Below are 14,207 nucleotides of genomic sequence, written 5' to 3'. Positions count from 1 at the left end.
GTGTTCGCATATATGAATGATTTATCGCAAAAAAGTGGTCATGACCGCAAATAAAGGACACTTTTTCACAAATAAGCCAGTCGAGAGTTAAAGTCGCGGAGACAACCTTTTGTGAAAAATGGAAGATTCCCGCGGTGTACGCTGTTAATTCCGCGGTATATGGGATTGTTTCCGCGTTTAACAAAATAATTCCGCGAAAACAGTTTTACCTAGATAATTAAAAAAATCAAACCAAAGCGAGGTATATAAAATGAGATTCCAACTGACTGAAGAGCATGAAATGATTAGAAAAATGGTACGCGACTTTGCTAAAAACGAAGTAGCTCCAACGGCTGCTGAGCGCGATGAGGAAGAGCGCTTTGACCGTGAAATTTTTGACAAAATGGCGGAGCTTGGCTTAACAGGTATTCCATGGCCAGAAGAGTACGGCGGAATTGGAAGTGACTATCTAGCTTACTGTATCGCGGTAGAAGAACTTTCACGCGTTTGTGCTTCTACAGGGGTAACTTTATCTGCTCACACTTCTCTTGCAGGATGGCCAATTTACAAGTTTGGTAGTGAAGAGCAAAAGCAAAAATACCTTCGTCCAATGGCTGAAGGGAAAAAAATCGGCGGTTACGGTTTAACTGAGCCTGGTAGCGGTTCAGATGCAGGTGGTATGAGAACAACTGCACGTCTTGAAGGCGACCACTATGTGTTAAATGGATCAAAAATCTTCATTACTAATGGTGGAATTGCTGATATCTATGTGGTATTTGCTTTAACAGACCCTGAATCAAAACATAAAGGAACAACTGCGTTTATCGTTGAAAGTGACTTCCCAGGCTTCTCAGTAGGGAAAAAAGAGAAAAAGCTAGGGATCCGTTCATCACCTACAACTGAAATTATTTTCGAAGACTGCAAGGTTCCAGTTGAGAACATGCTTGGAGAAGAAGGGGAAGGGTTCAAAGTTGCCATGATGACTCTAGATGGCGGTCGTAACGGGATCGCTGCTCAAGCAGTAGGAATTGCTCAAGGTGCGTTAGATGCTTCGATTGAATACGCAAAGGACCGTCACCAATTCGGTAAGCCTATCGCTGCACAACAAGGAATCGGTTTCAAATTAGCAGATATGGCGACAAATATCGAAGCTGCAAGACTATTAACTTATCAAGCAGCATGGTTAGAGTCTGAAGGCCTACCATACGGAAAAGAATCTGCTATGTCTAAACTTTTCGCTGGAGATACAGCAATGAAAGTAACAACAGAAGCCGTTCAAATCTTCGGTGGATATGGATATACAAAGGATTATCCAGTAGAAAGATACATGCGTGATGCAAAAATTACTCAAATTTATGAAGGTACACAAGAAATTCAACGCCTAGTAATCTCTCGAATGGTTACGAAGTAATTCTTTAAAAATATTTTGCTAAGGCACAATCTTGTTCACCCTTTAAAAAATCATTTTACATTTCCATATAAGGCGGACATCCTCCGCCTTATAAAGGATTTTTGTAAAGGCGGTAGGATGAAACGATGAAAAAGCGTGAAGTACATGCTTCAGTCAAAGATGAACGCCTCGTAATCAAAAGGCGAAATCAAATGATTAAAGGGGCCGTCACCCTTTTTAAAGAAAAAGGGTTTCACCGTACCACAACAAGAGAAATTGCAAAAGCTTCTGGGTTCAGCATTGGTACCCTTTATGAGTATATTCGAACAAAAGAAGATGTTTTGTATTTAGTTTGTGATAGTATATACGACCAAGTTAAAGAGCGACTTCAAAGGGATCTTGATACAAATGGTGGCACACTAAAAAGCTTAAAAACCGGCATCGCTGATTATTTCCGTGTTATGGATGAGATGCAAGCGGAAGTTCTCGTCATGTATCAAGAAGCGAAGTCTTTATCGAAGGATGCTCTTCCATATGTTCTTCGAAAAGAAATGGAAATGGTCTCTATGTTTGAGCTAGTCATTGGACGTTGTGTGGAAAACGGAGAGCTATCGTTATCAGAAACACAAGTGAATATTTTAGCTCATAACATTGTGGTTCAGGGACAGATGTGGGGCTTCCGCAGATGGGCATTACAAAAAAACTATTCATTAGATGAATATATCGAGTTGCAAACAGAATTGCTTTTTCAAGGTATTAACAATAGAGGTTTAGTATCAGCTCATGAAAAAGGGGGAGAAGAATGAGTACACAAACGATCTATAAACCAAAGAATCATATTCGTTTTGTTACCGCTTCAAGTTTGTTTGATGGTCATGATGCTTCAATAAATATCATGCGTAGAATTATCCAGGCAAGTGGAGCAGAGGTTATCCATCTTGGACACAACCGCTCTGTTGAAGAAGTGGTAAATGCTGCTGTACAAGAGGATGTTCAAGGGATTGCCATTTCATCCTATCAAGGTGGTCACGTCGAGTACTTTAAATATATGTACGATTTATTAAAAGAACGTGGAGCTTCTCATATCCGTATTTACGGTGGGGGCGGTGGAGTTATTATTCCTAAGGAAATAAAAGAACTCCACAACTACGGGATTGCGAGAATTTTTTCTCCAGAAGATGGGCGTCAGCACGGTCTTCAAGGAATGATTAATATGATGCTTGAAGAGTGTGATTTCCAAACCATCACTCCAGAAGCTTCTGAACATATTGAAAAACTCCAAACTGGCGATATTAACGCAACTGCCAAACTAATCACTCTAGCAGAATATCAAACAGGTGCGAGTCAAGAAGTGGCTGCTGCTGTTGAGTCCGTCATGGAAAAAGTAAAGTCGATGGAAAAAACGGTCCCTGTTCTAGGAATTACAGGTACTGGTGGGGCAGGTAAAAGCTCTCTAACAGATGAGTTAATTCGTCGCTTCATTAATGAAGTACCAGATAAAAAAGTAGCCATTTTATCAGTAGATCCTACAAAACAAAAAACAGGTGGAGCCCTTTTAGGGGACCGTATTCGTATGAATGCAATTTTCTCTCCGCGTGTCTATATGAGAAGTTTAGCAACTCGTAATTCTAAGAGTGAGCTTTCTTTAGCGATTAAAGATGCTATCTCTGTTGTAAAAGCAGCTGGTTTCGATCTAGTAGTGGTTGAGACGAGTGGTATTGGGCAAGGGGATGCTGAAATCACGGAAATTTGTGATGTGTCCATGTATGTGATGACGAGTGAATTTGGTGCTCCGTCCCAGCTTGAAAAAATCGATATGATCGACTTTGCTGACTTAATTGTTATCAACAAGTTTGAGCGTAAAGGTTCAGAGGATGCTAGACGTCAGGTTCAAAAGCAGTATCAACGTAGCCGCTTGCTTTTTGAGAAAGAGCTTGATGAAATGCCAGTATACGGCACAATTGCTAGCCAATTTAATGATCCGGGAACAAATGCATTATTCGCTGCTTTAGTTGAAGTGTTAAACGGAAAAGCAGGAACAGATTGGACTACATCGTTTACTAAAAATGCTTTAGTAGAAAAGCAAAACGTGATTATTCCAAACGATCGCCGTTACTATTTAAGAGAGATTTCTGACACGGTTAGAAAATATCATAAATCTGCTGAAGAACAAGTAGAGCTTGCGCGTCGTTTATTCCAAGTTGAGGGTACGATTGAAGCAGTAAAAGAACGCGAACTGAGTGAAGATGTAATATCATCTCTTCAAACATTAAAAGAAGAGGTGGAGTCTAAATTAACTCCAGAATCAAAACAAATTTTATCACAATGGGAAAAGAAGAAAGAGATGTATGCTTCTGATCAATTTGTGACGAAAATTCGCGATAAAGAAATTGTCACGATTTTAAAAACGAAGAGTCTAGCTGGTACGGATATCCCCAAAATTGCACTACCTAAATTCAAGGATTTCGGTGAGATTTTACGCTGGGTATATAAAGAGAATGTACCAGGTGAATTTCCTTATACAGCAGGAGTATTCCCGTTCAAACGTGAAGGAGAGGATCCGAAACGTCAGTTTGCTGGAGAAGGGACACCAGAACGTACAAACCGTCGTTTCCACTATCTATCAAAAGACGATAGTGCGAAACGTCTAAGTACTGCATTTGACTCTGTAACCTTGTACGGGGAAGATCCAGATTACCGTCCAGATATTTACGGGAAAGTTGGAGAGAGTGGGGTTAACGTTTGTACCCTCGACGACATGAAAAAGCTTTATGCGGGCTTTGATTTATGTCACCCATCCACTTCTGTTTCGATGACGATTAATGGTCCTGCACCGATTATCCTTGCGATGTTTATGAACACTGCGGTTGATCAGCAGATCCAGGCAAAAGAAGCAGAATTAGGTCGTATTTTAACACCTGAAGAACTACTAGAAGTGAAAGCAAAAACACTTCAAACGGTTCGTGGAACAGTTCAAGCTGATATTTTAAAAGAAGACCAAGGTCAAAATACATGTATCTTCTCAACTGAATTCGCTCTACGTATGATGGGCGATATTCAACAATATTTTATTGACCAAAAGGTTCGTAACTATTATTCAGTTTCAATCTCTGGTTACCATATTGCAGAAGCAGGAGCGAATCCAATTTCGCAGCTAGCGTTTACTCTAGCAAATGGTTTAACGTATGTAGAGTACTATTTAAGTCGTGGTATGAACATTGATGATTTTGCACCGAATTTATCATTCTTCTTCTCAAATGGTTTAGATCCAGAGTACACGGTGATCGGAAGGGTTGCACGTAGAATTTGGGCAACGGTTATGAGGAATAAGTACGGTGCTAACGAGCGTAGCCAGAAGCTTAAATATCATATTCAAACATCTGGTCGATCTCTACACGCCCAAGAAATTGATTTCAATGATATTCGTACAACGTTACAAGCATTAATGGCGTTACATGATAACTGTAACTCTCTTCATACAAATGCTTACGATGAAGCAATTACGACTCCAACAGAGGAATCAGTTCGTCGTGCAATGGCGATTCAAATGATTATTACAAAAGAACATGGATTAACAAAGAACGAGAATCCGCTTCAAGGTGCATTTATTGTTGAAGAGCTTACAGACTTAGTTGAAGAGGCAGTTCTACAAGAGTTTGAACGATTAAACGACCGTGGTGGCGTATTAGGAGCAATGGAAACTCAATACCAACGCGGAAAAATTCAAGATGAGTCCATGCATTATGAAATGAAAAAGCATACGGGCGAATTACCAATTATCGGGGTAAATACGTACCTGAATCCTAACCCTCCATCAGAAGATGAAATGGATAACATGGAAATTGCTCGTGCAACGAAAGAAGAAAAAGAATTACAAATCAACAACTTAAAAGAATTCCAAAGCAGAAATGCTGATAAGACGGATGCTTATTTAACAAGACTAAAAGAGACAGCTATGAATAATGGCAATATTTTTGAAGAGTTAATGGAAACGGTTAAATACGCGAGTCTTGGTCAAATTACGAGAGCCCTATATGAAGTTGGGGGACAATATCGTAGAAATATGTAATAGGAAAGGTTATTTCGGCTTATAGTTCATCTATAAGCCTTTCCTCTGTTTTTTAGGAACCTAAATGTTTAAGTGCTGACTTATGTGGATAAGCGACTTTACGAACTAGTAAACAAATCTTTATATAAATACACTTTTTAGAATAAGTAGACATTAGGTATAATACGCTTAATAGAACTTATAAGCTTAAAAGATAAGATTTTTTCTACACTCAGGATGTGACGGGATTTGAAACAAATATTTATTTTTGCCGGAATCGTGGGCTTTATTGGATTTATGTATTTTTTATATCAACATCAGCTAGGGGCAATCCCTTTCTTTTTGCTGTCGATTTTTTTCTTTGCATTAGCAAGAGGGCAACTTTCCAAACATCGGGGACAGGATAAGAAGGATCACCAAAAGAATAAAAAAATATAAAGCAATCCTGAGCAACTTTTAGCAACTGAGAAGGAAAAATTAAAAAGTGGGATAAGGATTCAGTGTAAAGTGAAGATAAAAGGAGCAATTACTGCTCTAATGAATAAAAAGTAAGATAAACCGCATATTCAGCTAGCATAAAGGCCAAGATTTTGTTTATAATGAAGAATATGCTATTTTTAGTACATATTTTTTAAAAAATGGAAGCTGAAATGTATATAATAGTTGAATCACTTTGAGTTCTTGTCCAACTTGGAGTAAACTATATCAGCATATACTTAAAGGTATAGGCTCATTTTCTATGATTCCTCTATTTTATACATAAGGATGATCAGTTGAAAGGAAGTGCGAATGTTGAGTCTTAATGGTATCTCACAAGAGCAACTACAAGAAATGTCAGCAATTGAACTAGCATACGAAATTCTTAAAAACAATAAACAAGCAATGCCATTTAAAGAAATTATGGATGAAATCACAAACATTCTTGGTCTATCTGAAGAAGAAGTTCGATCTAGAATTGGTCAAATCTATACGGATTTAAATATAGATGGCCGTTTTCTGTCACTGGGTGAAAATAGATGGGGACTAAGAGCATGGTACCCTGTTGATCAAACAGAAGAAGAAACGGTAACAGCTGTAAAACCTAAAAAGAAAAAGGCTAAGAAGGCTGTCGATGAAGATGAGGATCTGGATATCGAAGATTACGATGATCTAGAAGAAGAGGACATCGATTACGATGATTACGATTCTACGGATGACGATGTTGATGATGATCTGGACGAAGACGATGATGATGACGACGATCTGTTAGAAGATGATCTAGAGACCGATGATGACGATGAAGATCTTCTAGGTGATGATGAAGAGTTTGAGCTAGATGAAGATGATGATCTGGATGATGAAGACGATGATGATGATCTAAGTCTAGATGAATTAGAAACAGATGATGAGGACGATGATTTATAATATCTTGACTTTTTTAGTCGAGGCTTGTAGAATCATTTTTGGGCTCCTTAAAAAAGGAACGGTATGTTTAAATAACAGCGCTCCCCTTACTTCTAAGTAAGTGGGGGCGCTTTTTTATTTTTTATGTTTTACCTACATCCCCTGCTAATAATTTTTGAATGGGTTGTTTGAATAGTCTGTTACTACTTATGAACTGTTTTCAAAGAACAATGTTGATATTTAGCGCTGTGTTGATGGAGTGGAGGGCACTCGACTCCTGCGGGAGAACGAGGCTCCTGGTCTCGCCCGCGGAAAGCGAGTGCCTGTAGCGGAATCAACAACCAAGATTAAAGTAGCAAAAGTTAACCATTTGTTCTAAATGAGTACAAACGTAACAAATTTAAAAAAACATCCTTAAAGATAAAAAAAATGCACAAACTTAAAAAGAGGGGGATAAATAAAAATGACAAAGTATATATTCGTAACAGGTGGAGTGGTATCTTCACTTGGAAAAGGGATTACAGCAGCTTCTCTAGGTCGTTTACTTAAAAATCGTGGATTGAGTGTTACGATCCAAAAATTCGACCCATACATTAACGTGGACCCAGGAACGATGAGTCCATATCAACACGGAGAAGTTTTCGTAACAGGTGATGGAGCGGAAACAGATCTAGACTTAGGACACTACGAGCGTTTCATTGACATTAACTTAACAAAATTCAACAACGTAACAACAGGTAAAATCTATTCAACTGTACTTAAAAAGGAACGTCGTGGAGATTACTTAGGTGGAACAGTTCAAGTTATTCCACACATCACAAATGAAATCAAAGAACGAGTATTTCGTGCTGGCCGCGAAACAGGTGCAGACGTGGTTATTACCGAAATTGGTGGAACGGTAGGGGACATTGAGTCACTTCCATTCTTAGAAGCAATCCGCCAAATTAAAAGTGATATTGGTCGCGACAATGTTATGTACATCCACTGTACATTAATCCCTTATATTAAAGCAGCTGGAGAAATGAAAACCAAGCCAACTCAACACAGTGTAAAAGAGTTAAGAAGCTTAGGGATTCAACCAAACATCATCGTTGTTCGTACGGAAATGCCTGTTTCTGAAGACATGAAAGATAAGATTGCTTTATTCTGTGATATTGATCCAAAAGCGGTTATTGAAGCACGTGATGCAGATACATTATATGCAGTTCCACTAGCACTTCAAGAGCAAAACATGGACCAAATTGTATGTGACCACTTAAAATTACAGTGCCACGATGCGGACATGACAGAGTGGGTTAAGTTACTAGACAAAGTACGTAACTTATCAAAAACAACTAGAATTGCACTAGTAGGGAAATATGTTGAACTTCAAGATGCTTATATTTCTGTCGTTGAAGCAATGAAACATGCAGGTTATGCGTTTGACTCAGATATCGATATTAAATGGGTTAATTCTGAAGAAGTAACGTCAGAAAACGTTGCTGAATTCTTAGGAGATGTTGATGGCGTTCTAGTACCTGGTGGATTTGGTGATCGTGGGATTGAAGGAAAAATTCTTGCTACACAATATGCTCGTGAAAACAAGAAGCCTTTCTTAGGAATTTGTTTAGGAATGCAGCTGGCATCTGTAGAATTTGCAAGAAATGTACTTGGATTAAAAGGAGCTCACTCAGCAGAAATTGATCCTACTACAGAGTTTCCTATCATTGACCTTTTACCAGAACAGAAGGACATTGAAGATCTAGGTGGAACACTTCGCCTTGGGTTATATCCATGTAAGCTTGAAGAGGGAACGAAAGCATTTGCTGCTTATAATGATGAAGTTGTTTACGAACGTCACCGTCATCGTTATGAATTTAACAATCAATACCGTCAAGAGATGGAAAAAGCAGGTTTCGTATTCTCTGGTACAAGCCCAGATGGTCGTTTAGTGGAGATTATTGAGTTAACAGATCATCCTTGGTTTGTTGCATCTCAATTCCACCCAGAATTTACATCAAGACCAACAAAACCTCAACCACTATTTAGAGACTTTATTGAAGCGTCTCTTAAGCAGAGTGAATAGTATATAATTGATATTGAAAAGACGTGTTAACTGAAAATCAGTCAAACACGTCTTTTATTTTTGTCTAGGAAATAGTTAGTTATTACGTCCAGCTCCAGCGCCCAGCGCCTAGTAAACTTCCCCCCTCCTAAGAAAAATCGGATGATTTTTCACTCCTTACGATAAGTCAACATCGAATCGCTAACGCTCTTCGTGTTTCCTTTATCTCATACGAAGGGAGTCCAGTTTATACGTCGAAAACGGGCGCTTGCGCTTTTGTTCTTGCTTAAATATCTTCTAGCTCCATCTCGTATTCCGCAACAATTTCATCTATTGTGAACTTGAGTCCATAATAAGCAAACAATGCAGCAATTGATGCAGGATACCCGAAACGATTCCCCACGTCGTCTGGAAGGAGCCCCTTTTTCAAATGAAGATCAATATGCACATCGGCCAAATCAACAAGAGAGTCCCCTTCTGAAGTTCCGACCGTTGAAATGGAAACGAAAGGTATACCTTGTTCATTTAGTTTTTTCCCTATCTTTAGTGCTTCTTCATCATTTCCGAACCTTGATACAAGCAATACCCGATCTGCTTCCGTCAATAGACGATCTTGAGTGAACTTTTGTGCCCATTTAAGAGGCTCTTCACTATACAATGCTTCTGCTTCAACAGCACTCATCTCATTTGTCCCATAGATGTATATATGACCTGCCCCAACGGCTGCTTGGGCTAAAAGTCGAGCGCCATCTTCAAAAGAAAATTCTTCTTTATCGTGAATTCGATTTAATAAACCGGTTAACTGAGTCGAAAACATTTTTAGCATAAATCTTTCCCTCCTAAACTCTACTGCAACTAACTAAATTATAGTGAACATTGGATTAAAGGTAAAATTTCATAAGGAATTGACAAGAAACACAACAAAAGTAAAAAAATGTATGATAAGCTTTAAAAATAAAGAGGATTTTAAAGGTAGGGATAGAATAAATAGAAAAGGGATCAATAGGAAAAAGGTGAGTCTACTTATTAACTATTCTCAAATGGTTTAAAAAACTCGGAGAAATAAAGCTACATACTGATTGAAAGCATTCATATTTCAAAAGCCTATGTAGGCAACGTTAAGCAAAAAGATATATGTAAACTTAAAGAAATGAGCTAATTTCATGATTTCCTACGTGAGAGAATTAGCTAGACAACCATGTTGTTTAACAAGCCTTATACAATAACATCGCGGTTATATCGATAAGAGGGGGAGAAGTGGCTTTATGAAGGAAAAAATACTTATTGTTGATGATCAGTTTGGAATTCGGATATTGCTTAATGAGGTTCTTCAGAAGGAAGGGTATGATACCTATCAAGCTGCAAATGGAGTACAAGCTTTGGATATTGTTACAAAGCATTCTCCTGATCTTGTTCTGCTAGATATGAAAATTCCAGGTATGGATGGAATTGAAATTTTAAAAAGAATGAAGGTCATTGATAAGGATATCAGAGTTATTATCATGACAGCTTATGGTGAGTTAGACATGATTCAAGAAGCAAAAGACTTAGGAGCTCTTACTCACTTTGCAAAACCTTTTGATATTGATGATATTAGATCTGCTGTAAAAAAATATTTAGCGGTCCAATTAGGGTAGAAATTCTAATTTAGGAACGATTTTGTAATGATAGCGTTTGCTTTATATCATTTTTATGACACTTTTAAAAATAGCCTTTCTGATAATGGCAAATCCTTTTTCGATTTGGTATGATACAAATGAATTCTAAGGATCATCCTCTATTGCTAGAACTTATATTTACATATTCAATTTTAATAAAGGGAAACCTTTAAGAAGTAACCTTGTTAAAAATAGAGGATAATCATGAATAAGGAGGAAGAAAAATGCCTTTAGTTTCAATGAAAGATATGCTGATTAAAGCAAAGTCAGAAGGCTATGCAGTTGGACAATTTAACTTAAATAACCTTGAATTTACTCAAGCAATCCTACAGGCTGCTGAAGCAGAAAAATCACCGGTTATTTTAGGTGTATCTGAAGGTGCTGCACGTTACATGGGTGGCTTCAAAACAGTAGTAAAAATGGTTGAAGGTCTTTTAGAAGATTATAAAATTACTGTCCCTGTAGCAATCCATTTAGACCATGGTTCAAGCTACGATAAATGTAAAGAAGCAATCGATGCTGGATTCACATCTGTTATGATTGATGCTTCACATGATCCTTTCGAGCAAAACATTGAAACAACTTCTAAAGTAGTTGAGTATGCTCACTCAAAAGGAGTTTCAGTTGAAGCTGAGTTAGGTACTGTTGGCGGACAAGAAGACGATGTAATCGCTGATGGTGTTATTTATGCAGACCCGAAAGAGTGCGAAGAGCTTGTTAAACGCACGGGAATTGACTGTCTTGCACCAGCTCTAGGTTCTGTTCACGGCCCTTACAAAGGGGAACCAAACCTAGGTTTCAAAGAGATGGAAGAAATCGGGAATGCTACTGGTGTACCATTAGTGTTACATGGTGGAACTGGGATCCCAACGAAAGATATCCAAAAAGCGATTTCTTTTGGAACAGCAAAAATTAATGTTAACACAGAGAACCAAATTGCATCTGCAAAGCGTGTTCGTGAAGTGTTAGCAGCTGATACTGAAGTGTATGATCCACGTAAATATTTAGGACCTGCTCGTGAAGCGATTAAAGAAACTGTTATGGGCAAAATGCGCGAGTTTGGTTCATCTAATAAAGCGTAATAACCTGTCGAAAGAAACAGACACATAAGAGAAACCGCCTTTTTAATAGAGGCGGTTTCAATGCATTTTTAACATTTTAAAAAAATGGTCGAAATAACGCGTAAAATAATTTTGCCTCATTCTAACCCAATGGACCGAAATCTTCTGACAGTTAAAACTAAAATTTTTATAAAGAAAGGGATGTACATAATGAAATTTTTTATTGATACAGCGAATATGGAAGAAATCAAAGATGCGTTTGCATTAGGAGTGGTTGCGGGTGTAACAACAAACCCTTCTCTTGTTGCAAAAGAAAAAAACGTTTCTTTCGAAGATCGTCTACGCGAGATTACATCCTTAGTGCCTGGTTCTGTCAGTGCAGAAGTAATTGCCCTTGATGCAGAAGGGATGATTAAGGAAGGGAAGGAATTAGCCTCTATTGCTCCAAACATTACCATCAAAGTTCCTATGACCCCAGATGGATTAAAAGCCGTCCACGCATTTTCTAAAGAAGGTATTAAAACAAATGTCACATTGATATTCAGTGCAAATCAAGCATTACTAGCTGCAAGAGCTGGTGCAACATATGTATCACCATTTGTAGGCCGTCTGGATGATATCGGTCATAATGGATCTGATCTAATTTCGACTATTGCTGAAATGTTTGCGGTTCATAACATTGAAACAGAAATTATTGCTGCTTCTATTCGTCATCCTCAACATGTAACAGATGCTGCGCTTAGAGGTGCCCATATTGCTACCATTCCATATAAGGTGCTCATGCAATTGTTCAATCACCCACTAACAGACAAGGGAATTGCTGCATTCTTAGAAGACTGGAAGAATCGAGATAAGTAATTACTGATAAAAGGTAGTGGTTTTAGTCTTTTTTTCGGAAACTTTGTTGCTTCCTTCGGGTTTGATGATTACTAGTACGGTTCTCTTAAATTCGAATTGAGGCATAATCCATGTGCGAAAAATAGTGTTTTTTCCAATAAAAGGCTTATAGTAAAAATGACTTAATTTAAACTTTTTTTAAATCACATACATGAAATATGTATTTTCGTGTAAACTATATAAATAAGCAAAAAAATGTCGGAATTTGCCTTTCTTTATTGGAAAATATTTCTTCGTATAAAAGTTTATTAGAAGGATACAGTTCAGTAATAAGGCAAACTCTGCCGTAAAATAAGACAAGCCTACTGTTCTACAATCGAAAGCGAGTAGAATCGACATACTTTTGAAATAAGATGCAACTCTACATGTATGGTTTGCACTTAATAACTTCAAGGCTTAGAAGGGAGTCATAAATGGAAAAACTTATGATCGCAGGCGGATATCCTCTCAAAGGAACTGTAAGAATTAGTGGCGCAAAGAATAGTGCAGTTGCATTAATTCCTGCTACCATCCTTGCAGATTCACCTGTTACGATTGAAGGTTTACCCGATATTTCTGATGTTCAGATTTTGAAAGGATTACTAGAAGAAATAGGTGGAACCGTTCAACTGTCAGAAAATGACATGACCGTTGATCCTTCTAGTATGATTTCGATGCCCTTGCCAAATGGAAAAGTAAAAAAGCTTCGTGCATCTTATTATTTAATGGGTGCGATGCTTGGACGTTTCAAAAAAGCTGTTATCGGTCTTCCGGGAGGCTGTCATTTAGGACCTAGACCGATCGACCAACATATTAAAGGTTTTGAGGCGCTAGGAGCAACTGTCACAAATGAACAAGGTGCTATTTATTTGCGTGCAGATGAACTGCGTGGTGCTAGAATTTATTTAGACGTTGTCAGTGTGGGTGCAACCATTAATATCATGCTTGCAGCGGTGCGAGCAAAAGGTCGTACCATCATTGAAAATGCTGCTAAAGAACCAGAAATCATTGATGTAGCAACATTGCTGTCTAATATGGGAGCAAAAATCAAAGGTGCAGGTACAGATGTCATCCGTATTGATGGCGTTGAAGAATTACATGGCTGCCGACATACGATTATCCCAGACAGAATAGAAGCAGGTACGTATTTAATTTTAGGTGCTGCAGTAGGAGAAGGTTTACTTCTAGATAATATCATTCCTCAACATCTGGAATCCCTTATTGCGAAGTTAAGAGAAATGGGAGTAGAAGTAGAAACGAAAGACGATCAAGTATTTGTGGGTAAATCAAGTGGCTTAAAAGCAGTAGATATAAAAACACTTGTTTATCCAGGGTTTCCAACGGACTTACAGCAACCATTTACTTCGTTGTTAACAAAAGCAGAAGGAACGAGTATGGTTACAGATACGATTTATGGCGCTCGTTTTAAACATATCGATGAATTAAGAAGAATGAATGCGAATATTAAAGTTGAGGGTCGCTCTGCTATCATCAATGGTCCTGTAAAATTACAAGGAGCAAAAGTGAAAGCTAGTGACTTACGCGCTGGAGCTGCATTAGTGATTGCAGGTCTTATGTCAGAGGGAATCACAGAAGTTACAGGTCTCGAACATATAGATAGAGGATACAGTCACCTCGTAGAGAAATTAAATGGACTTGGAGCTACGATCTGGAGAGAAGGCTTAACAAAAGAGGAAATTGAGCAATTAAAAAATGCTTAATGGTATAGTGTGGCAAGGCTATTTTTGCATGGGTTGATTTGGCTTTG

At 38.1% G+C, this 14,207-nt stretch carries 11 protein-coding genes; 10 read left to right on the top strand and 1 reads right to left on the bottom strand.

The window, feature by feature from the left end; genetic code table 11:
- The first annotated feature begins 250 nt into the window (after positions 1–250).
- From ACFYKX_RS14880 to ACFYKX_RS14855, 6 genes are all read left to right on the top strand, one after another.
- Positions 251–1,390 (top strand): acyl-CoA dehydrogenase, encoded by a 1,140-nt coding sequence (locus ACFYKX_RS14880; protein WP_389361850.1) that lies wholly within the window; start codon positions 251–253, stop codon positions 1,388–1,390.
- Between the two features lie 125 nt (positions 1,391–1,515).
- On the top strand, positions 1,516–2,175 hold the full coding sequence (locus ACFYKX_RS14875; RefSeq protein WP_389361849.1) for a TetR/AcrR family transcriptional regulator: 660 nt from the start codon (positions 1,516–1,518) through the stop codon (positions 2,173–2,175).
- A complete protein-coding gene (icmF, locus tag ACFYKX_RS14870; RefSeq protein WP_389361848.1) occupies positions 2,172–5,438 on the top strand; it encodes a fused isobutyryl-CoA mutase/GTPase IcmF in 3,267 nt (1,088 codons plus the stop codon). Before ACFYKX_RS14875 ends, icmF begins: the two co-directional genes overlap by 4 nt.
- A 228-nt stretch (positions 5,439–5,666) precedes the next feature.
- On the top strand, positions 5,667–5,855 hold the full coding sequence (locus tag ACFYKX_RS14865; protein ID WP_389361847.1) for a hypothetical protein: 189 nt from the start codon (positions 5,667–5,669) through the stop codon (positions 5,853–5,855).
- 354 nt (positions 5,856–6,209) lie between these two features.
- Positions 6,210–6,821 (top strand): DNA-directed RNA polymerase subunit delta, encoded by a 612-nt coding sequence (gene rpoE, locus ACFYKX_RS14860; RefSeq protein ID WP_389361969.1) that lies wholly within the window; start codon positions 6,210–6,212, stop codon positions 6,819–6,821.
- Between the two features lie 442 nt (positions 6,822–7,263).
- Positions 7,264–8,865 carry a CTP synthase gene (locus tag ACFYKX_RS14855; RefSeq protein ID WP_389361846.1) on the top strand — a complete coding sequence of 534 codons (1,602 nt, stop codon included), beginning with the start codon at positions 7,264–7,266 and terminating at the stop codon, positions 8,863–8,865.
- 265 nt (positions 8,866–9,130) lie between these two features.
- On the opposite strand, the gene ACFYKX_RS14850 is transcribed toward ACFYKX_RS14855, so the two are convergent.
- A complete protein-coding gene (locus tag ACFYKX_RS14850; RefSeq protein WP_389361845.1) occupies positions 9,131–9,670 on the bottom strand; it encodes a DUF2529 domain-containing protein in 540 nt (179 codons plus the stop codon).
- A 439-nt stretch (positions 9,671–10,109) separates the two neighbouring features.
- Between ACFYKX_RS14850 and ACFYKX_RS14845 the strand changes: the two genes are divergently transcribed.
- From ACFYKX_RS14845 to ACFYKX_RS14830, 4 genes are all read left to right on the top strand, one after another.
- Positions 10,110–10,481 carry a response regulator gene (locus ACFYKX_RS14845; protein WP_389361844.1) on the top strand — a complete coding sequence of 124 codons (372 nt, stop codon included), beginning with the start codon at positions 10,110–10,112 and terminating at the stop codon, positions 10,479–10,481.
- A gap of 245 nt (positions 10,482–10,726) precedes the next feature.
- A complete protein-coding gene (locus ACFYKX_RS14840; RefSeq protein ID WP_389361843.1) occupies positions 10,727–11,584 on the top strand; it encodes a class II fructose-bisphosphate aldolase in 858 nt (285 codons plus the stop codon).
- A 189-nt stretch (positions 11,585–11,773) separates the two neighbouring features.
- The gene (fsa, locus tag ACFYKX_RS14835; RefSeq protein ID WP_389361842.1) at positions 11,774–12,421 is read left to right on the top strand and encodes a fructose-6-phosphate aldolase; all 648 of its coding nucleotides are present in this window, start codon (positions 11,774–11,776) and stop codon (positions 12,419–12,421) included.
- A 452-nt stretch (positions 12,422–12,873) separates the two neighbouring features.
- On the top strand, positions 12,874–14,160 hold the full coding sequence (locus tag ACFYKX_RS14830) for a UDP-N-acetylglucosamine 1-carboxyvinyltransferase (protein ID WP_389361841.1): 1,287 nt from the start codon (positions 12,874–12,876) through the stop codon (positions 14,158–14,160).
- Positions 14,161–14,207: the final 47 nt, after the last annotated feature.

Origin of the sequence: Cytobacillus spartinae (genome assembly GCF_042865285.1) — a bacterium.
In the GTDB taxonomy this organism is placed as follows: Bacteria; Bacillota; Bacilli; order Bacillales; family Cytobacillaceae; genus Robertmurraya_A; species Robertmurraya_A spartinae.
Note: the sequence above shows the minus strand (reverse complement) of the source record. Positions and strands in the feature narration are given on the sequence as shown.